We start from the raw sequence: 19,477 nt of genomic DNA on the forward strand, positions 1-19,477 counted from the left end.
CCTTGGCATCTTCATAACAACACGCACTCGTCTGCGTGACACCGATCACATTAGCTGCCATGGAGTTCGATGTGCCCTTGTTCTCCCGCGGATTCGTACGCAGGCGCGCTATCTCGCTGGCAACCAGTCTGTCGGTCATGGCGACCTCATTCGCTCTCGCGCAGGATCCGAAGCAGAACTCTGAAGCCCATACGGGGACGGACCAGGACGAGCAGCAGTTTCTGTTCGATATCGATCTTGCGATGAGCAACATGAATCGCAGCACGCTGATGACGCCGACCGACGACATCGATCGCGATTTCGTCAATGTGATGGTCCCTCATCATCAGGGCACGATCGACATGGCGCGTGCGGAGATCAAGTACGGCCGGAACGACGAACTTCGGCGGCTCGCAAGGAAGATGGTGAGCGAGCAGGATCAGGAGCCCTCGTCCCTGCATCATGCGTTGCCGGCCGCCGCCAATTTGACGCCCTCGATCGGCGCCGAGATTGCCGCGCGCGCGCCGAATTGACGGCATCTCGCTACATCGTGAAGACCTGACAGCATTCCTTATCTCGGAGCGACTCAAGATGTCCGTCCAGACCCACGATCCCCTTCGGCAGCTGTTCGCGCATTCCGCCCTAAGCGGGAACGAGGCGGGACGTTTAGTTTCCATTGCAAGTGGTCACCAGTCGACCTTGCCGTCGGCCCCCGCTGAGATAGGGTCCGGAGATGAAGTCGTTCAGTCACTGTTTGAGGCCCTAAAGGTCGCGACGCACAACAATGATCGTCAATGTATGGAATCGCTTCGGCTCGCGATTGCGGTCCGGAAGTTTGGTTTACGGACTGTCGTTGAGGGGACCGATCGAGTCTCTGCTCGCGGCCGCCATGTCCAGGGGTTGCAGAAATGGCGACTCAAACGCGTCATCGACTACATCGATGCCGACATTTCCTCGAAGATTGGCTCGCGTGATCTGGCTGCGGTCGCAGGACTTAGCCGCATGCACTTCGCCTCTCAATTCCGCGTGGCTACCGGCCTGCGCCCGCACGAATTCCTGCTGCAGCGGAGAATTCGGCGAGCCACGGAGCTGATGAAGGACAGCACAATGCCGATCATGGAGATCGCGCTCACAGTTGGTTTTCAGACCCAGGCCCACTTTACGACCGTCTTCAAGCGCTTCACGGGATGCACTCCCCGGAGCTGGCGCCTCGGCAATCATATGCTCCCGCGATCCGAGCTCGAGCAGGCTGCCACAGAGATCCTGTGACAGCCCTTCTCGATCTTCTGCGGGACGCGAGGCCGTCGATGTCGAGCCTCCTTGCCTGTGGGATGGCCGCTTTGCGGTCGAGCAATGCGCTGAGGCGTCAGGCAACGGCCTTGTGAACGCCGAACCGTTTCTCGAACTCGGGGACATTCACGATCCCCCGGCGATGGGTGCCGGCACCGATCCTTCCGAGGTCATTCCACGCTTCGATCTCGAAAAGCAGGCTCTTTGCGTCGACGCTTTTGACACGCGCCAGCGCGCGTACGCGACTGCCGATCGGCGTGGCCGCCAGATGCCGGATATCGACCGACATGCCGACGCTGACGTAACCAGGCGGCAGGGCGGCTGCGACCGCGAGGCCAGCGGCCATTTCCATGTGCAGGATCATCATCGGGGTCGCGTAGACCTGCGGCATGCCCGGAACGAAATGCCCGACCGTCATGTCGGGGGTGACCACAATCGACACGGCCGCAGCCATGCCGATGGTGACGCTCGCGCTCGGCTTCATCTGGCTCAACTCCTCGGGTCGCTCTAGTCTTGGTGCAGGGACTCGTTCGTGACGTAGGCGCTGGTGCGCTCGATCCGAACCGGGATACCCTTGGAAGACGGCGTGAAGCTAAGGGGATCGTGCGCATAGAGCGGCACCAGCGGATTGGTCTCCGGGTAGTAGGCCGCGCAGCAACCGTTCGGAAACGAGTATCCGACCACGCGGAAGTTGCGCACCCTCCGTTCCAGTCCGTCCGTCGACGCGGTCACCAAATCAATGCGATCGCCGTCCGCAAGACCGCGCTTCTCCATCTCGAACTGATTGAGGAACACGATGTCGCGCTGGCCATAGACGCCCCGGTAGCGGTCGGACAGCGAATAGAGCGTGGTATTGTACTGATCATGGCTGCGAATCGTGCTCAGCCAGAGCGTCTCCGGGTCATCGTCGTTCGGATCCTCGCCGAGGCCCCCGAAAACCAGAAAATTGGCCTTGCCGCTGGGCGTCGCCCAGACGCGCTCGCGCGCGGTCGAGACGAGGTGGAAGCCGCCGGGCACGCGAATTCGTGCGTTGTAGGCCTCGAATATCGGCAATACGGCCTCGATAGCCTCGCGAATACGATCGTAGTCGGCGACGAAGCCGTCCCAATCGACGACGGAGGACTGCCCGAGAGTCGCCCGGGCCATGCCGGCAACGATCGCGGGCTCGCTCAAAAGGTGCTCGGACGCGGGCTGGTTGCGGCCAGCCGACGCGTGCACCATCGACATGGAGTCCTCCACGGTGATGGACTGCGGCCCGGTCGCCTGGATGTCGATCTCCGTGCGGCCGAGGCAGGGCAGGATCAGGGCATCGCGCCCGTGGATCAGATGACTGCGGTTGAGTTTGGTCGAGATGTGGACCGTAAGATCGAGTCGCTTGAGCGCATCTTGCGTAAGCTGCCAATCCGGAACGGCGGCAGCAAAGTTGCCACCCATCGCGATAAATACCTTGGCGTCACCGCGTATCATCGCTTCAAGCGCCGTGACGACGTTGTGACCGTGCTCACGAGGCGCCTTGAAACCAAAGCAGGATTCCAACCGGTCAAGAAATTCGCCGGACGGTGCCTCGGTGATGCCGACCGTACGATCTCCCTGCACGTTGGAATGGCCACGAACCGGGCAGATGCCTGCGCCTTCACGGCCGATGTGGCCGCAAAGAAGCGCGAGATTCGCCAATTGCTGAACGTTCTGGGCGCCGCGCCGATGCTGGGTGATGCCCATGCCGTAGACGACAATCGCGCGCTCGGCTTTCATGTAGACTTGCGCGGCATATTCGATCTCTTCGCGGCTGAGCCCCGAGTATCGCTCGATATCAATCCATTGCGTCGCCCTCAGGTCACTTACCAGGTCATCAAGGCCTTGGGTGTGGTCACGGATGAAATCCCAGTCCAGAACGGCCTGCTCGCCTCTTGCTTGCGCCGCAGCGTCTTGATCGACCAGAACCTTCATGAGGCCCTTGATCACGGCGACGTCACCGCCGACTCGCAGCTGGTAGAGGCTCGAGCTGATCTGCGTCGAGCTCAACGTCGCCATCTCGATCGGGCTCTGCGGGGCCTGAAACCGCACCAGGGCGCGTTCACGGAACGGATTGAACGAGATGATCGAAGCACCGCGCCGGGCCGCGTCGCGCAGGTTGGTCATCATGCGCGGGCTGTTGGTGCCGGGGTTCTGACCAAAGATGAAGATGCAGTCTGCCTTATCGAAGTCCTCCAGGAGGACCGTGCCCTTGCCCACGCCGATGGAGTGCGGCAAGCCGACGCTCGTCGCCTCGTGACACATGTTGGAGCAATCTGGGAAATTGTTGGTGCCGTATTCCCGCACGAAAAGCTGATACAGAAAGGCGGCTTCGTTCGAGGTGCGGCCGGAAGTGTAGAACTCCGCCATGTTCGGGTCCGGCAGCGCGTTCAGATGGCGACCGACGATCGAGAACGCCTCGCTCCAGCTTATGGGAAGATAGCGGTCCGATCCCCCATCATAAGCCATGGGATGCGTGAGCCGGCCCACCATCTCGAGATCGTAGTCGCTCCAGGTGCACAGCTCCGTTACCGTGTGATCAGCGAAGAACTCGGGCGCGCAACGCTTGGCGGTCGCTTCCCACGCCACAGCCTTCGCACCGTTCTCGCAGAACTCGAATGACGAGGTGTGCTTCGGATCAGGCCAGGCGCAGCCGGGACAGTCGAACCCTTCGGGCTGGTTCATGCACCGGAGCGTGTTCGCCCCCTTGATCGGAATCCGCTGTTCGATCAGGTGCTCGCTGAGGGCCTTGAGCGCACCCCACCCGCCGGCCGGATGATGATAGGGGCGAATTTCTTTTCGTTCCGACATCGCGAGAACCTCTGCAGTACCGATACGAAACAGTTGCGATTTCAACCGCGGGCTTTCTTTCGAAATTGCCGGATTCTGCCAGCGCGGCAGACCGAAGGGTCCGATCTGCAGATGTCGTAGTGCATTTTGGAAAGGCTGACGTCCTCTCTGGATTGGCTCACAACGGCGCTTTCCTAACTCCACGGAGAGAGACCGCTATTGACGGCTTCGCAGTGCAATCCGCCTGGAGATACAAACATGATTTCGAGACGAAACCTGCTGGCGGCCTCGGCAATGGGCGCGGCCATGACGGTATCCGCGGCGAAGGCTGGATCCTTCGGCAATCCGGACGAGCCGCCCCAGGGCGCCATCAACGCGAAGGGTCCAGGAAATCTACGCGATCCGGGCCCGCAGAGTGAGGCTCTTGGCAATCAATTTCCTTCCGCGCAATCTCCCCCGGCAACCGATGTCGGCGGCATGCCGACACCGTTGGCCTCCTTCAACAACGCACCGAAGCGAATTCAGAATGGAGGATGGGCGCGACAGGTCACCGTTGCCGATTTTGCCATTTCCAAGGAGATCTCAGGCGTCAACATGCGCCTGACGGCGGGGGGCATCCGCGAGTTGCATTGGCATCAGGCCGCCGAGTGGGCCATCATGACCTACGGCACTTGCCGTGTGACGGTGCTCGATGCGCACGGTCGTCCCTATGTCGCAGACGTCAAGGAGGGTGACCTCTGGTACTTCCCCCCGGGCGCGCCGCATTCACTGCAGGGCTTGGGCCCGGATGGATGCGAATTCGTCATCTGCTTTGACGACGGGCATGCCGACGAATTCAACACGTTGCTCGTGTCGGACTGGTTTGCCCACACACCGCCCGAGATACTGGCCAAGAACTTCGGCGTTCCGGCAGACGCATTCGCAAAGATCCCGCTGCACAATCTCTGGATTTTCCAGGGCGCCGTGCCCGGCGACCTTGCCGGCGATCGCGCCGCAATTCAGAAGGACGCGCCCATCGCCACGCATCCCTTCATATTCCCGCTCGGATCATCCCAGCCGTTCAAATCGTCCGATACGGGAAGCATCCGGGTTGCCGACAGCAGCAACTTCAAGGTTTCAACCGCTGTGGCCGCCGCGCTGGTCACGGTTCGTCCCGGCGGCATAAGGGAAATGCATTGGCACCCCAATGCGGACGAGTGGCAGTATTATCTCAAGGGCAAGGCGCGCATGACCGTGTTCGACACCGGCCCGAACGCGCTGACGATGGACTTCAATGCCGGCGACATCGGCTATGTCCGGCGCAACCTCGGCCATTATGTCGAGAACGTCGGCGATACCGATCTCCAGTTCATCGGAGTCTTTCGCGCGCCGCACTACGAGGAAGTCTCCCTCTCCAACTGGCTCGCGCACACGCCGCCGAAACTCGTGGCGCAGCATCTCAACGTAGATGAGGCAACGATCGCGAGCTGGCCCGAAAACGCGCCGGGCGTCATGCCGAAGCGATAAACCAGACGCCTCGCTCGGCCCTACATGCTGGAAGCCGTCGATCAGCAGATCCTGATCGGCTGCTTTCTCATCAGTCGACATTTCACCCGACGGCGTCTGAAGCGCAAAGAGTTATGAGCGGAGCACGCTGACTATGCAATTGTCGTCAAGTCGCCTTCACGTCGTCGAACGATTTGGCGATCTGTCTCAGCGATTCCGAGAGTGCCGAAAATTCCATTGCGCGTGGATCGCTCTTGCGCCAGGCAAGCCCAACCTTTCGCGAAAAGGTGGTGCCGGGCAGCCGCGAATAGGCAACCGCGTCCCGCTCGGATACGGCAAGGGCGGGCACCAGCGTGCAGCCCTCTCCTGCCGCGACCATGTATTTCAGCGTCTCCAGACTGGTGGCGAGGCGATTGGTCCGGCCTGGAGCAGAGCAGCCGGCGAGCGCCTGCTCGCGCAAGCAATGTCCCTCCTCCAGCAGCAGCCGCTCCTCGGCATCGAGCGCGTCCCACGTCGGGCCACCCTTGCGGGACGCGGGATGCCCCTTCGGGCACGCCAACAGGAACGGTTCGAAAAATATCGCGGTACTTGCCAACGCGGCGTCGGTTTGCGGCAGCGAGAGAAGCACAGCATCGACCTCGCCGTCGATCAGCTTCGGCACGAGCTCACCGGTGAGGCCCTCGCTCAGAACGAGAGCGAGTCCGGAATATTTCTTGCGAAGGGCCGGCAATATCCTTGGGTAGAGATAGGGACCGAGCGTCGAAATTGCGGCGAGCCGCAATACACCTCCGAACGGCTTGTCCGACCGCTGGACGATGGTGAAGAGAAGCCGCGCCTCCGCCAGAACACGACGGGCCTGGTCGACAAAGGACTTGCCTTCGACCGTCACGATGACGCGCCGCGTGGTGCGCTCGAAGATCACCATGCCGAGCAAGGCTTCGAGTTTGCGGACCTGCGCGGACAACGACGGTTGCGCAACGCGACAATGCTCGGCGGCCCGGACGAAACTGCCGTGGTCCGCAATAGCCACAACATATTCGAGATCGCGCAACGACAGACCGCTAAGATTCATCACACGAAGCTCCAGGGCAACATCGTACCAGATAGTCACAAGGCCGACGTCAATCAATCCGCGCGCACGTCCTCTGCTGAAACGTCGTCCCCCTGTGCCAGACACGATGGCCAGGATCGACGGACCTTTGGCCAAGATCGACGGGCATCTCTCGTTGCGGCCAAACGCCCCGATTTCTAGTTTTCCGTAGGTGGACATACACAAGTGCGGAGAGAAAGATGTACCAACTTCACTACTATCCAAGCAATGCCAACGCAGCGCCCCACATGGTGCTCGAGGAGCTCGGCCAGCCGTACGAGCTTGTACTTGTAGACCGCGCCAAGAATGCTCAAAAATCGGAAGGGTACCTGGCGATCAACCCGAACGGGCGCATTCCCACCTTGGTCGACGACGGACTCGTGCTGTCCGAGGCGGCGGCAATAGTTCTCCACTTGGTCGACCAGCATCCTGAAGCCAACCTTGCACCCAGGATCGGTAGCCCGGAGCGCGCCAAGTTCTATCGGTGGCTGATCTTCCTGACGAACTCGCTGCAGGAAGAGCTTATGATCTGGCAGTACCCCGATCGCCTGACGGGCACGGAGGCTGCCGCGACTGAGATCGTCAGGGATGGCGCGGAGCGGCGAGCCGGCGCCTATCTGGACGTCATCGAGCAGCATCTGGAAGCGAACGGACCGCTCTTCCTCGGGGACAGGTTAAGCGCGGCTGATTTCTACCTCGTCATGCTCGCCCGCTGGGCGCGCCCGATGTCCAATCCACCCCGTTCACGGCAGCACATCGCGCGGCTGCTCGACATGGTGACGGCGCTGCCCGCAGTCCGCCGTGCCTATGAACACGAAGGCGTCACTGGTGAAATCTGCTGAACGCAACGACGCCGCGTGGTGATCGCGTCACCCCCATCCAAGTCTTAGAAGGATTCTTCAATGACAACGCAGTTCAAAAGCCGCAACATGCCGGAACGGATGAACCTGCCTTTCGTAGGGCTCGCCACCTTTGCCGGTCAGCCTGCCTGCACCGATTGGGATAGGCTCGACGGCGCCGATGTCGCCGTGCTTGGGATTCCGATCGATACGGCCTCGAGCTATCGCGTCGGAACACGCTTCGGGCCGCGCGCGATTCGCGAAGCGTCTATGTTCCACGGCTTTGGTCCGGAAGGTGTATTCGATTTCGAGGACGAGGTGACCTATCTCACTGCCGAGGAAGTCAAGATCGTCGACGCCGGCGACAGTGACGTCATCTACGCCGACACCAAGCGTAGCCTGGCGAACGCCGAGCTGGCGGTTCGGGCACTGCTCGATGCCAAGACGGTGCCGTATATCCTTGGCGGCGACCACGCCATCACCATGGCAACCGTCGCGGCGTATTCGAACGAGAAGCCCATCCACATCGTCCACCTCGACGCGCATTTCGACTTCATCGATCAGCGCAACGGCATCAGCTGGGGCCACGGCAGCCCGATGCGCCGTGCCTCGGAGATGGCGCATGTGAAGGGCATCACGACGCTCGGCCCGCACAACATGGCCTCCGTGAGCAAAAAGGACTACGAGGCGGCAAAGGCCTACGGCACGCACGTCGTCTCATTGCGCAAATTCCGCTCGATCGGTGCGGCCGCGGCTCTCTCCCACATTCCGGATGGCGAGCGGGTCTACGTCTCGATCGACATCGACAGCTTCGATCCGTCGATCGCGCCCGGGACGGCAACGATCAGCCATGGCGGTTTCACCTACTACGAAGCCAAGGATCTTCTCCAGGAGATCGCATGGCGCTTCGAGGTGGTCGGCGCCGACTTCGTCGAGGTCTCGCCGCCCTACGACCCGTCGGGAATCACGTCACTGCTCGCGGCACGGGTCAGTCTCGATTTCATCGGCTCGATCTTCCACGAACGCGCCAAGCGGCGCGGCTGACGATCTGAACGCGTCGTCGTGCAAACAGGCAATCCGGGTCGGGTCAGCCTGGTTACTTGAGGGCGGCCGCCTGGAGCGATCGCCATCGACTCACGAACCTCGGATTGTGAGGCACAGCCTCTCAATCCGATAGCACTCTTGTCATTCTCCTATTGATCCGAGGGTGACAAGATTTCCTCACAACACCAATGCAGGAGAACCCCAATGAACGACAAGGCTCAAAGACCGTATCTGACGCACGCATCCGGCGCGCCGGTCACGGATAACGTCAATATCCAAACGGCCGGGCCGCGCGGACCGGCATTGCTGCAAGACGTCTGGCTGATCGAGAAGCTCGCGCATTTCGACCGGGAAGTCATTCCTGAACGGCGAATGCACGCCAAGGGTTCGGGCGCTCACGGCACGTTCACAGTCACCCACGACATCACCCGCTATACCAAGGCCAAGATCTTTTCCGAGATCGGAAAGCAGACGCCGATGTTTGCGCGGTTCTCGACGGTCGCCGGCGAGCGCGGCGCGGCAGACGCCGAGCGTGACATCCGCGGGTTCTCGCTCAAATTCTATACCGAAGAAGGCAACTGGGACATGGTCGGCAATAACACGCCGGTCTTCTTCTTTCGCGATCCGTTGCGCTTTCCTGATCTGAACCACGCCATCAAGCGCGATCCCTATACGGGCATGCGGAGCGCCGACAACAACTGGGATTTCTGGACGCTGCTTCCCGAAGCGTTGCACCAGGTCACCGTCGTCATGAGTGAGCGCGGCATTCCCAGGAGCTACCGCCACATGCACGGCTTCGGTAGTCACACCTACAGCCTGCTCAACGCGAACAATGAGCGGGTCTGGGTGAAGTTTCACTTCCGCACCCAGCAGGGTATTCAGAACCTGACCGACGCGGAGGCCGAGGCCCTGGTCGGCAAGGATCGCGAAAGCCATCAGCGAGACCTTTTCGGCAGCATCGAGCGAAGCGAATTTCCGCGCTGGACCCTGTGCATCCAGGTGATGACGGACGAGCAGGCGACGAACTTTGCCTTTAATCCGTTCGATCTCACCAAGGTCTGGCCGAAGGCCGACTATCCGCTGACCGAGGTCGGCTATTTCGAGCTCAATAGGAACCCGGAGAACGTCTTTGCCGAAGTCGAACAGGCAGCGTTCTCGCCCGCCAACATCGTACCGGGTATCGGCTATTCGCCCGACAAGATGCTCCAGGCGCGCTTGTTCTCCTATGGTGACGCACAGCGCTATCGGCTCGGTGTCAACCACCACCACATTCCGGTCAACGCGCCGAAGTGCCCGTTCCATAGCTATCACCGCGACGGTGCAATGCGGACCGACGGCAATCTTGGCCGCACGCCGACCTACTGGCCGAACAGCCGCAGCGAATGGACGGACCGGCCCCAGTTGAACGAGCCGCCTCTCGAGATCACCGGCGCCGCCGCGCACTGGGATCACCGGGTGGACGACGATCACTGGCAGCAGCCGGGCAATCTGTTCCGGAAGATGACCCCGGCGCAGAAGGGGACGCTGTTCGACAACACCGCACGCCAGGTGGGCCAGGCAGCAAGGCATATCCAGGAACGCCACGTGGCCAACTGCGCCAAGGCGGACCCAGCCTACGGCAAGGGGGTTGCGGATGCTCTCGCCAGGTTCGCCGACGGCAAGCTCTAGCCATCGTCGGAAGGCAGCGAGACCTCGCTGAAACCAGTCGCCCGCGCCGATCGGCGCGGGCGCAGCAAGCCCTCAGGAGGACTTCGAGGATGTTCGACTACATCAGCAGTTTTGAACACGCCATCAGTGCTCTCAAGCACGAGCAGCGATATCGTGTATTCGTCGACCTGGAACGCCGGGCGGGACAGTTTCCCCATGCCGTTTGGAATGGACCGGACGGCAGGCGAGACGTCGTCGTCTGGTGTTCGAACGACTATCTCGGCATGGGTCAGCATCCGAAAGTCATCGAAGCAATGTGCCGGGCGGCGCGCAGCATGGGGGCCGGCGCAGGGGGCACTCGCAACATCTCGGGGACAAACCGTGCGCTCGTCGAACTGGAGGCCGAGATCGCGGACTTGCACGGCAAGCAGGCCGCGCTCGTTTTCACGTCGGGCTATGTCTCGAACCAAACCGGCATCGCGACGCTTGCGAGGCTTCTTCCCGACTGTCTGATCCTGTCCGACGCGCTCAATCACAATTCCATGATCGAGGGTGTGCGCGCGGCCGGGTGTGCCAAGGAGATCTGGCGGCACAACGATGTCGAACACCTGGAGCAGTTGCTCTCACGCGCAGCGCCGGGCCGCCCCAAGTTGATCGTCTTCGAAAGCGTCTACTCCATGGATGGAGACGTCGCGCCGATCAAGCAGATTTGCGATCTCGCAGATCGTTACGACGCAATGACGTATCTCGATGAGGTGCACGCGGTCGGAATGTACGGCCCGCGCGGTGCCGGCATCGCCGAACGCGATGGCATCATGGATCGGATCGACATTGTCGAAGGGACGCTCGCCAAGGCTTTCGGTACGCTTGGCGGCTATATTGCAGGGCGGAGCGCCGTCATCGACGCGGTGCGATCCCATGCGCCGGGATTCATTTTCACAACTGCACTGCCGCCGGCCGTCGCTGCAGCCGCCACAGCGTCGATCGCCCATCTCAAGGCATCGCACTGCGAGCGCGTCGCGCAGCGCATGTCCGTAGCAGCCACCAAATCCGCGTTGCGCAAAGCCGGCTTGCCCTTGATGCCGACCGAAACGCACATTGTCCCGGTGATGGTAGGAGATCCCGAGCTTTGCAGGCAGACGAGCGACCTTTTGCTCGACCAATGCGGCATCTATATCCAGCCGATCAACTATCCGACCGTCCCCAAAGGCACCGAACGACTGCGAATTACACCGACCCCGGCACACGATGCTCGGCTGGTCGAGCAATTGGCCGACTCCATGGTCTGGGTCTGGCGGCAGCTCGGTCTTCCCCTCACAAAACGGCATCGGCCTTTGGACCGGCCCGAATTGACGGTCGCCGCGGCCGGTTACTCGGCGGCGTCGGCATCATCGCGAATTCGAACCTTTTGAACTCAAAGCCGCCGCGCCGTCTTGCCCGGCGCGGGATCAGTCTATGAGGAGGTGGATATGACCATCCTGCACTCCGATGTCGATGGGTCGGCGAACTCCCGAAAGATGGGGGTGCTCCTGAGCAATCTCGGCACTCCGGACGCCACGGACTATTGGTCCGTCAGGCGATATCTCGCCGAGTTCTTGTCCGATCGAAGGGTGATTGAAGCGCCCAGACTACTCTGGCTCTTCATTTTGAATGCGCTGATTCTGACTGCGCGACCACAACGAAAGGGCAAGGATTACGCAGCGATCTGGAACCGCGACCGGAACGAGAGTCCGCTCAAAACCATCACGAGGTCGCAGGCAGAGAAGCTGCAACAATCTATCCGTGACGGTCTTCTTGGCGATACGAAATCCAACGTCATCGTCGACTGGGGAATGCGTTACGGAAACCCGTCCCTGAAAGCCGCAACCGAGCGGCTCGTGGCGAGGGGATGCGAGCGCATCCTCTTCGTCCCGCTCTATCCGCAGTATTCGGCCGCCACGAGCGCAACGGCATGCGACAAGCTCTTCGAGGTGCTCGCATCCATGCGAAATCAACCCGCATTGCGGGTCGCCGCGCCCTACTACGATCAGGATACCTATATCGATGCGATTGCGGACTCACTAACCGAACGTCTCATTAGCGCCGGTTTCGACCCGGACGTCATCGTCGCATCGTTTCACGGCATGCCGCTCAGTACTCGTATCGCGGGCGACCCGTACTATGCCCAGTGTCACAGGACTGCGGATCTCATTCGGACACGCTTGGGGCTACCGCAAGAACGCCTCATCGTCACGTTCCAGTCACGCTTCGGTCGGGCGGAATGGTTGAAACCGTATACGGACGAGACCATAAAGGCGCTTGCGGCGAGGGGCGCCAGGCGAATCGCAGTCGTAACTCCCGGGTTCTCGGCCGATTGTCTGGAAACAATCGAGGAGATCGGACAGGAAAACGCGAAATACTTCTTCGACGAAGGCGGCGAAGCATTCGCTCGCGTCGATTGTTTGAACGACAGCGACCATGGAATGCGCGTGATCGAGGCGGTTGTACGCCGTGAATTGAGCGGCTGGGTCTGACGCAAATGGGTAGGGCGACCTGTGGGACGCCCACGCCTTGCGATGGGGGAGAACGAGATGACTGGCACGCCGATCGCGATTATTGTGCCGCCGAACGCGCAATCATTGGACATTTCCGGCCCTCTGGATGCCTTTCTGGAAGCCAATCGGCAGGCTCCCGGCAGATGCAACTACGATGTGCGTCTGCTGTCGATCGGTCCGGATCGAGCCGTGACGGCTGGAGCGATGTCGATTTTGACCCACCGCTCGATCTTCGAAGACGAGCAACCGATCGATACGCTGCTGGTCGCCGGCACCCCCGACTACGCCCGCGCTTACACGGACTCGCCTCTCCATGCCTGGCTGCGACGGCACGCGCCGCGCAGCCGCCGCCACGGCTCCGTCTGCACCGGTGCCTTCTTTCTCGGCGCCGCCGGACTGCTGGACGGCTTCAGCGTGACGACGCACTGGCAGCACGCCGGTGAATTGGCGGAGAGATTTCCGGCCGCAAACGTGGTATCCGATCAGATCTTCGTCGAGGATGGACCCCTGTGGACATCGGCCGGCGTCACTGCCGGAATCGACCTCGTATTGAAGCTGATCGAGGACGATCACGGGCGCGATGTCGCGCTCTCCGTCGCCCGCCGCCTGGTCGTCTTCCTGAAGCGACCGGGCGGCCAGTCGCAGTTCAGTGCCCATCTCGCTGCGCAGGTCGCGACCGAACGGCGCATTCAGATGATCCAGCATTGGATCCTCGATCATTTGCCCCTTGACCTAACGGTGAAGACGCTTGCCACGCGGGCCGCGATGAGCGTGCGCAATTTTACCCGCGTTTTTCAAGAGGAGGCAGGAATGACGCCGGGCGACTTCGTCGAGATGGCGCGCGTCGATTCGGCGCGGCGTCTGCTCGAGGATACTGACAAGCCGTTGCAGCGCGTCGCATCGAGCTGCGGCTTTGCAAATCCCGACGTGATGCGCAGAGCCTTTCTGAGGCGGATTGGCACGGGCCCAAGTGAATATCGCGAACGTTTCCGCCGATAAGGCCGCTTCACCGGCAATGCAACCGACCAACTTTCTGTCACCCGGAAGAAAAGATGAAAATTCCGCACCTCTTCTTCGCTATATTGGCATCGATTTCACCAGCAAACGGGACCCCTGTTGCGCCGGTTGATCCCCCTTTCAGCGCCGAACGCATCGAACAGCTGCCGCAGGAGATAAGGCGGGCCGTCGTATCCCGTTGCGGGCCCGATGCCGAGGCCAGGCACTATTTCGCAACTTACGACAACAATTCGCACGTTGTCCGGCTCGACTATTCCTTGCTTCGATGTGATCGGCCGCAGCGGCTCTGCAGGTCTTCCGGTTGCCTCCAGCAAACCTTCGCGAAGTCGCACGGCAGATACGTGCTGACCAGCTCAAACTTCAAGGCGGCCTTCGAGCCTGGAAATTCCATTCTTCAGCCTGATTTCGCACGCAAGCGAACGAGTGCTGACGCACGCAAACCGATACAGTCGTACGCGAAACTGCCAAGGGAATTTGATCAAGGCTAGGGGGTTCTGCCATGAGATTGTTGCACACGGGATTGGCGGTTTCGGCTGGAATAGGCGCTGCAGTCTTCCTGGCGGCAGCAACTCCGCCCGCGCGCGAGAGCGTCGCACCGTTATCGCCGGCGGTCCTCGCCGAGATCGCCCGGGTCGAAGCCGAAATAGACCGCATCGAAGCGGACACTTTGAAGCGACTCACCTCCGTCCCGGATAACCAGGTGCAGCAGATCGAATTGCTCGGAAAGCTGATGCTTTTCGACAAGGAGCTCTCGGTCAATCGCAACGAGGCTTGCGCATTCTGCCACATGCCAGAAACAGGATTTACCGGACCGATTTCTGAACTCAACCGGACCACCGGCTCATATCCCGGATCGGTTCGGACGCGGTCCAGCGAACGCAAGCCCCAAACGCACACTTATGCGCCTCTCGCTCCGGTGCTGCACTACAACGAGGCGCAGGGCGATCTCGTTGGAGGTAACTTTTGGGACATGCGCGCGACCGGTCGCCGCCTCGGCAATCCCGCAGCTGAGCAAGCCGAAGGTCCACCCATCAATCCGACAGAGATGGGCCTGCCCGACATTGCGTGCTCCGTGTACCGCGCTTCGCAACGGCCTTATCGCGGCCTGTTCGAAACCGTCTGGGGTGCACAGGCCTTTGCGATCGACTGGCCGGTAAACGCTGAAGACGTCTGCAATACCCCCGGCCCGCCGGCTCCCGGCGATCCAGCGCCGATGCATCTGAGCCCTGTCGATCGCGGCCGCGCGGCCACGACGTTCGACCAGATGGCGCAGGCGATCGCTGGCTACGAAGCCTCGCATGAAGTCACGGCGTTTACCTCGAAATACGACGCTGTGCTCGCCGGAAAGGCGCAGTTCACCGCACAGGAGCAACAAGGTTACGAAGTCTTCCGCGGCAAGGGCCGGTGCAACGAATGTCACCGTGACGGCGGTCCCGGCGAAGAGCCGCTCTTCACGGACTTCACGGCGAGCAACATCGGTACGCCCGCCAATCCGCAGCTTCCCTACTATTCTGAGGGCCTGCCTGACGCGCGCGGCTACGTCGCCAACAACAATGGCTCATCGTTCGTGGACGGCGGTGTCGGAGCCTTTCTTTCCGGCGGCCATCCGCTCAGCCAACCATCCGCCGTTGATGCCCGCTGGAAGACATTGGCATCGGACAATCGAGGGCGCTTCCGAGTCCCTACACTGCGCAATGTTGACAAGCGACCGTCGCCTGATTTCGTCAAGGCCTTTGGCCACAATGGCTATTTCAAAAGCCTGAAGCAGATCGTCCATTTCTACAACACGCGCGACGCGCTGCCGCGCTGCGCACCTCACGACCCCCGCGAAGGGACCGGCTGTTGGCCGGCGCCCGAAAGCACAGAGAACTTGAATAAGAGCAAGACCGGAAATCTGGGCTTGTCCGACCAGGAAGAGGACGCGTTGGTTGCGTTCATGCAGACACTGACGGATGGGTACACACAGAAAAATTAGCCCGGAAACTGAGGAAAGTCGTTGTCACGCCGCCGACTTGTTCGACCTCAGCCGACGCTCGAGGCCCCGAGTGGAGAGCATGAGTGCGAGAGACCGACGTTCACCGGGATAACACGGCCAAACTGGTGAGAGCCCCAAACATTACGATCCAGGTGATAAACAGGTCTATCGGCATCTTTGATCGTCTTCGGTTATCCGCTTCAACGAAAGCGATTTCACAATTCGCATCCATGTATCAGTGATCACATGGTCCTAAATGGAGGTAGGGAGCACATGCTGATTGACCGTGCACAATTGCGAGAGCGGATCGCTAGAGAAGATTTCGCCGTGATCAATGATGTCCCGCCGTGCCCCCCACCTTGCCTCTGAACACCCGATACCCGATCGCGACATACAGCACCATCAAGGGGAAGACAAAGAGGCCCTCGCCCCAGAACATGAAGGCAAGACTGGCGTGAGGCGCCGCCGCCTCGTCGATCGTGATGGCAAACGGGATCATGTAAGGCCAGAAGGACAGCGCCAGCGTTCCAAACGCCGCGACGAAGATGACGGCGACAGCGGCGAACGGCCAACGATCGTTGTGATGGAGGATGCTGGTGGCCAGCACGACTGCGGCCACGGCGCCGACGGCTGGAAATACAAACAGATAGGGTCTGTCGAGCCAGCGATGCATGATCGGAAGGTTCTCGATCAGGGCGTGCGCGAAGACGATGATCAGGAACGCCAGGACGGCGAGCGCCAGCCCAGGTATCTGGCGCCGAGCCGTATCACGAACGCCCGACTCGCACTTTTGCACCAGCCAGCTGGCGCCCAAAAGAGCGTAGCCCAGACACAACCCGATGCCGCACAACAGCGAGAACGGGCTCAGCCAGCCCAAAACCCCGCCGACATAGACCCCGTCGGTGAACTTCAGGCCCTGCACCAGGGCACCGACCGTCACCCCTTGCATGAAGCTCGCAGCGAACGACCCGCCCATGAAGCTCACATCCCAGATCCAGCGAAACTGCCGCGCCGCCCTGTGGCGAAACTCGAAGGCAACGCCGCGCAGGATCAGCCCAAGCAGCATGATGATGACCGGCAGATAGAAGGCCGACAGCAACGTGGCATAGACAAGAGGAAACGCGCCCCACAGGATCACGCCTGCAACGACGAGCCAGGTCTCATTGCCGTCCCAGACCGGGGCGACAGTGTCGAGCATCGTGTCGCGATCCGCCTCGCTGCCGGCGAGAGCGAACAACATGCCGACCCCGAGATCGAATCCGTCGAGCAGCAGATATATCGATATGCTGATGGCAAGAAGAGCAACCCAGAACAAGACCATCTCTATTCTCCTGCGCTCTGAATGGGTTCCGGGTCGGCGAGCGACATCGGGCGGTTTGGAGAGGCGCCGTGCGGCGGCTCGACGACGAGGCGCGTCGGACCGGTGCGCAAGAGCCGATAGACGTAGAATGTGCCGAACGAAAAGATGAAGAGATAAGCCGCTCCGAACAGCACGAGCGAGGTCAACGCCGCCGGCGCTGTCAGGAACGGCGTCACGGCGTCCGCCGTCCGCAGCAATCCGTAGATCGCCCAGGGCTGTCGTCCGACCTCGGCAACATACCAGCCGGTGAGAATGGCGATGAACGGAAGCGGGAAACTGAGAAAGATTGCCCAGAGCATGAGGCGGTTCCGGCGCAGGCGTCGCTTGATGCTCAGATAGGATCCGAACCACGCGGTCGCGAGCATGATGAGCCCGCAGCCGACCATGATGCGGAACGTCACGAACGGTATCAGCACCGGCGGGCGGTCCTGCGGCGCGAAATCGGCCAGGCCCACTTCCTTCGAGGTCAGGCTCGAGCTGGCGATGATGCTTCCGAGAATCGGCACCTTGATCTCGTATTTGTTGCTTTCAGTCGCCGGATCGGGAAGCCCGATCAGCACTTCGCTCGCAGGCTGCTCGTCATGCCAGCGCCCCTCGATGGCCGCGAACTTTGCCGGCTGGTAGTCGTGAACGTAGTCGCCGACCAGATGGCCGAACACGAGCTGCGCGGGGATCAGGAGCGCTGCGAGGAACAGTCCCATCCGCAGCATCACCCTGGACTCGGCGTAATTGTCGCCACGCAGCACGTACCATGCGCCGGTCGCGGCAACGCAGAATGCCCCCGTGAGATAGGCCGCCAGCAGCATGTGCGGAAAGCGCGACCATACGACCGAATTGAAGATGATCTTCGTCCAATCGTCCGGCACGAAGTAGCCGTTCTGGAGGACGTAGCCGACCGGCACCTGCATCCAGCTGTTGTTAGCCATGATCCAAAAAGCGGACAACGTGGTTCCGAGCGACACCATCGCGGTGGAGAACAGATAGAACCCTGGCGGCACTCGCTTGCGTCCGAACACGAGGACGCCGAAGAAACTGGCTTCCAGCATGAACGCCGTGAAGGTCTCGTAGGAGAGAAGCGGACCCTGGATAGGCCCGGACATCTTCGCCAGAACGCTCCAGTTGGTTCCGAACTGGAATCCCATGACGACGCCCGAGACGACGCCCATGCCGAAGGCGACGCCGAAGATCTTGAGCCAGAATTCGAACAGCGCCTGATAGACGGGACGGCCCGTTCGCATGTGCATTGCTTCGAGGACGGTCAGCCAGGCCGCAAGACCGATCGTGAAGGCCGGGAATATGATGTGAAATGAGATGGTGAAGCCGAACTGTATCCGCGACAGCAGAAGCGCCGTTGCATCCATGTGAGCTATCCTTTCCCTCACGGGCCTTGCGTGATCCCGCCTTTGTGCATGTAGGAGCCGCCTCACGGCGGCCTTTTCCGGAGTGGACGGATTTTGCGCATTTGCACGCGGGATCCGGCCGAAGCGACGGCATGATCCCGCGTACGCGAGCAGCCTTCACGCTGCGATAGTCGGACAGTCGGAAAAGATGAGGCGATCGGGATGGGTAAAGATCTCATATCCATCCGCACGGGCGACCGCGATCAGCGTGATGCCTGCCTGATCGGCTGTCTCAACTGCGAGCGAGGTCGGTGCCGAGACCGCGACGAGGACAGGAGCGCCGATCCAGGCGGTTTTCTGCACCATTTCAACCGAAACGCGGCTTGTCAGAAGGACCGCACCGCCTGCCCGCGCCATGTTCTCTCGCATGAGCGCACCGGCGAGCTTGTCGAGCGCGTTGTGACGGCCAACATCCTCCCGCACCAGACCTATGCCTCTGTTGGGTTGCCAGAAGGCGGCGGCGTGCACGCCCCGTGTCTTCTGATTGAGCTCTTGCAAGGGCGCCAGCGCGCTCATGGCGTTCAACAGGTCCCGCGCGCGAAAGGTCGCCGTGCTAGATACATGTCGCGGCGTGGGGCAGGCCTGCTCCAGGCTTTCGATTCCGCATAATCCGCAGCCGACCGGACCGGTCATGGCCCGGCGGCGCGCCGAGAGTTCGTCCGCCCGATATCGGGCCAGCCACATTTGAACCTCGATCCCGAGGCTGCTCTCCACTATCTCGATGCTGGCAATCTCGTCCGGCTGCTCGATGATCCCTTCCGTCAGGGCAAAGCCAACTCCGAAATCCTCCAGATCGGCCGGCGTGGCCATCATCACTGCGTTGGTAGATCCGCCAAAGGTGAGCGCAATCGCCCTCTCCTCGGCCACATATCTCGATGAAGGCGTGGGGTTTCCACCACGCCAGAGAAGCTTCGCACGCTGCTGAAGCGGACCATTGCCGATCATTGCTGCTCCTTCCAGGTACCGTACCCGTTCAGATAGCCTCGCCTCCCGACTGATGTTTTCGTAACGCGAT

General features: G+C 61.1%; 17 protein-coding genes. 11 read left to right on the plus strand and 6 right to left on the minus strand.

Annotation, left to right across the window (positions count from 1 at the left end):
- The first annotated feature begins 137 nt into the window (after window positions 1-137).
- The gene (locus tag ABID59_RS00405) at window positions 138-512 is read left to right on the plus strand and encodes a DUF305 domain-containing protein (RefSeq protein ID WP_354082067.1); all 375 of its coding nucleotides are present in this window, start codon (window positions 138-140) and stop codon (window positions 510-512) included.
- A gap of 58 nt (window positions 513-570) precedes the next feature.
- Complete coding sequence (locus tag ABID59_RS00410; protein ID WP_354082068.1) at window positions 571-1,248, plus strand: helix-turn-helix domain-containing protein; 678 nt, start codon at window positions 571-573, stop codon at window positions 1,246-1,248.
- A gap of 97 nt (window positions 1,249-1,345) precedes the next feature.
- Here the strand turns inward: ABID59_RS00410 and ABID59_RS00415 are convergent, their stop codons facing one another.
- Both ABID59_RS00415 and ABID59_RS00420 read right to left on the minus strand, forming a co-directional pair.
- Complete coding sequence (locus ABID59_RS00415; protein WP_354082069.1) at window positions 1,346-1,753, minus strand: thioesterase family protein; 408 nt, start codon at window positions 1,751-1,753, stop codon at window positions 1,346-1,348.
- Window positions 1,754-1,776: 23 nt separating this feature from the next.
- Entirely contained in the window at window positions 1,777-4,092 is a 2,316-nt protein-coding gene (locus tag ABID59_RS00420) for an FdhF/YdeP family oxidoreductase (protein WP_354082562.1), read from the minus strand.
- A gap of 237 nt (window positions 4,093-4,329) precedes the next feature.
- Here ABID59_RS00420 and ABID59_RS00425 point away from each other — a divergent pair, with 237 nt between their 5' ends.
- On the plus strand, window positions 4,330-5,577 hold the full coding sequence (locus tag ABID59_RS00425) for a cupin domain-containing protein (RefSeq protein WP_354082070.1): 1,248 nt from the start codon (window positions 4,330-4,332) through the stop codon (window positions 5,575-5,577).
- A gap of 145 nt (window positions 5,578-5,722) precedes the next feature.
- Here the strand turns inward: ABID59_RS00425 and ABID59_RS00430 are convergent, their stop codons facing one another.
- Window positions 5,723-6,871 (minus strand): LysR substrate-binding domain-containing protein, encoded by a 1,149-nt coding sequence (locus ABID59_RS00430; protein WP_354082071.1) that lies wholly within the window; start codon window positions 6,869-6,871, stop codon window positions 5,723-5,725.
- Here ABID59_RS00430 and ABID59_RS00435 point away from each other — a divergent pair.
- The 8 genes from ABID59_RS00435 to ABID59_RS00470 all read left to right on the plus strand — a co-directional run bounded on the left by ABID59_RS00435 (window position 6,847) and on the right by ABID59_RS00470 (window position 15,702).
- Complete coding sequence (locus ABID59_RS00435; RefSeq protein WP_354082072.1) at window positions 6,847-7,488, plus strand: glutathione S-transferase family protein; 642 nt, start codon at window positions 6,847-6,849, stop codon at window positions 7,486-7,488. The two genes, ABID59_RS00430 and ABID59_RS00435, sit on opposite strands and share 25 nt — an antisense overlap.
- Window positions 7,489-7,548: 60 nt before the next feature.
- The gene (locus tag ABID59_RS00440; protein ID WP_354082073.1) at window positions 7,549-8,529 is read left to right on the plus strand and encodes an agmatinase; all 981 of its coding nucleotides are present in this window, start codon (window positions 7,549-7,551) and stop codon (window positions 8,527-8,529) included.
- 204 nt (window positions 8,530-8,733) lie between these two features.
- A complete protein-coding gene (locus ABID59_RS00445; RefSeq protein WP_354082074.1) occupies window positions 8,734-10,197 on the plus strand; it encodes a catalase in 1,464 nt (487 codons plus the stop codon).
- 89 nt (window positions 10,198-10,286) lie between these two features.
- Complete coding sequence (hemA, locus tag ABID59_RS00450; protein ID WP_354082075.1) at window positions 10,287-11,588, plus strand: 5-aminolevulinate synthase; 1,302 nt, start codon at window positions 10,287-10,289, stop codon at window positions 11,586-11,588.
- A gap of 57 nt (window positions 11,589-11,645) precedes the next feature.
- Complete coding sequence (gene hemH, locus ABID59_RS00455) at window positions 11,646-12,689, plus strand: ferrochelatase (protein WP_354082076.1); 1,044 nt, start codon at window positions 11,646-11,648, stop codon at window positions 12,687-12,689.
- A 57-nt stretch (window positions 12,690-12,746) separates the two neighbouring features.
- The gene (locus tag ABID59_RS00460) at window positions 12,747-13,709 is read left to right on the plus strand and encodes a GlxA family transcriptional regulator (RefSeq protein WP_354082077.1); all 963 of its coding nucleotides are present in this window, start codon (window positions 12,747-12,749) and stop codon (window positions 13,707-13,709) included.
- Window positions 13,710-13,762: 53 nt separating this feature from the next.
- Window positions 13,763-14,215, plus strand: a complete 453-nt coding sequence (locus ABID59_RS00465; protein WP_148742332.1) for a hypothetical protein — start codon at window positions 13,763-13,765, stop codon at window positions 14,213-14,215.
- Between the two features lie 11 nt (window positions 14,216-14,226).
- Window positions 14,227-15,702: a cytochrome-c peroxidase gene (locus tag ABID59_RS00470; protein ID WP_354082078.1), complete on the plus strand. Its 1,476-nt coding sequence runs from the start codon at window positions 14,227-14,229 to the stop codon at window positions 15,700-15,702.
- A 331-nt stretch (window positions 15,703-16,033) separates the two neighbouring features.
- Here the strand turns inward: ABID59_RS00470 and cydB are convergent, their stop codons facing one another.
- The 3 genes from cydB to fdhD all read right to left on the minus strand — a co-directional run bounded on the left by cydB (window position 16,034) and on the right by fdhD (window position 19,407).
- Window positions 16,034-17,023: a cytochrome d ubiquinol oxidase subunit II gene (gene cydB, locus ABID59_RS00475; protein ID WP_354082079.1), complete on the minus strand. Its 990-nt coding sequence runs from the start codon at window positions 17,021-17,023 to the stop codon at window positions 16,034-16,036.
- Window positions 17,024-17,025: 2 nt separating this feature from the next.
- Entirely contained in the window at window positions 17,026-18,423 is a 1,398-nt protein-coding gene (locus ABID59_RS00480; protein WP_354082080.1) for a cytochrome ubiquinol oxidase subunit I, read from the minus strand.
- A gap of 156 nt (window positions 18,424-18,579) precedes the next feature.
- A complete protein-coding gene (fdhD, locus tag ABID59_RS00485) occupies window positions 18,580-19,407 on the minus strand; it encodes a formate dehydrogenase accessory sulfurtransferase FdhD (protein ID WP_354082081.1) in 828 nt (275 codons plus the stop codon).
- Window positions 19,408-19,477 lie beyond the last annotated feature (70 nt).

This window comes from Bradyrhizobium sp. S3.3.6 (genome assembly GCF_040546905.1).
Taxonomy (GTDB): Bacteria; Pseudomonadota; Alphaproteobacteria; order Rhizobiales; family Xanthobacteraceae; genus Bradyrhizobium; species Bradyrhizobium cytisi.

Bases quoted from the DNA above. Each gene is read 5' to 3' on its own strand.
- ABID59_RS00445 (WP_354082074.1), top strand. From the start codon at position 8,734: ATGAACGACAAGGCTCAAAGACCGTATCTGACGCACGCATCCGGCGCG.
- ABID59_RS00440 (WP_354082073.1), top strand. From the start codon at position 7,549: ATGACAACGCAGTTCAAAAGCCGCAACATGCCGGAACGGATGAACCTG.
- ABID59_RS00465 (WP_148742332.1), top strand. From the start codon at position 13,763: ATGAAAATTCCGCACCTCTTCTTCGCTATATTGGCATCGATTTCACCA.
- cydB (WP_354082079.1), bottom strand. From the start codon at position 17,023: ATGGTCTTGTTCTGGGTTGCTCTTCTTGCCATCAGCATATCGATATAT.
- ABID59_RS00420 (WP_354082562.1), bottom strand. From the start codon at position 4,092: ATGTCGGAACGAAAAGAAATTCGCCCCTATCATCATCCGGCCGGCGGG.
- ABID59_RS00405 (WP_354082067.1), top strand. From the start codon at position 138: ATGGCGACCTCATTCGCTCTCGCGCAGGATCCGAAGCAGAACTCTGAA.
- ABID59_RS00435 (WP_354082072.1), top strand. From the start codon at position 6,847: ATGTACCAACTTCACTACTATCCAAGCAATGCCAACGCAGCGCCCCAC.
- ABID59_RS00470 (WP_354082078.1), top strand. From the start codon at position 14,227: ATGAGATTGTTGCACACGGGATTGGCGGTTTCGGCTGGAATAGGCGCT.
- ABID59_RS00460 (WP_354082077.1), top strand. From the start codon at position 12,747: ATGACTGGCACGCCGATCGCGATTATTGTGCCGCCGAACGCGCAATCA.
- ABID59_RS00410 (WP_354082068.1), top strand. From the start codon at position 571: ATGTCCGTCCAGACCCACGATCCCCTTCGGCAGCTGTTCGCGCATTCC.
- fdhD (WP_354082081.1), bottom strand. From the start codon at position 19,407: ATGATCGGCAATGGTCCGCTTCAGCAGCGTGCGAAGCTTCTCTGGCGT.
- ABID59_RS00425 (WP_354082070.1), top strand. From the start codon at position 4,330: ATGATTTCGAGACGAAACCTGCTGGCGGCCTCGGCAATGGGCGCGGCC.
- ABID59_RS00415 (WP_354082069.1), bottom strand. From the start codon at position 1,753: ATGAAGCCGAGCGCGAGCGTCACCATCGGCATGGCTGCGGCCGTGTCG.
- hemH (WP_354082076.1), top strand. From the start codon at position 11,646: ATGACCATCCTGCACTCCGATGTCGATGGGTCGGCGAACTCCCGAAAG.
- ABID59_RS00480 (WP_354082080.1), bottom strand. From the start codon at position 18,423: ATGGATGCAACGGCGCTTCTGCTGTCGCGGATACAGTTCGGCTTCACC.
- hemA (WP_354082075.1), top strand. From the start codon at position 10,287: ATGTTCGACTACATCAGCAGTTTTGAACACGCCATCAGTGCTCTCAAG.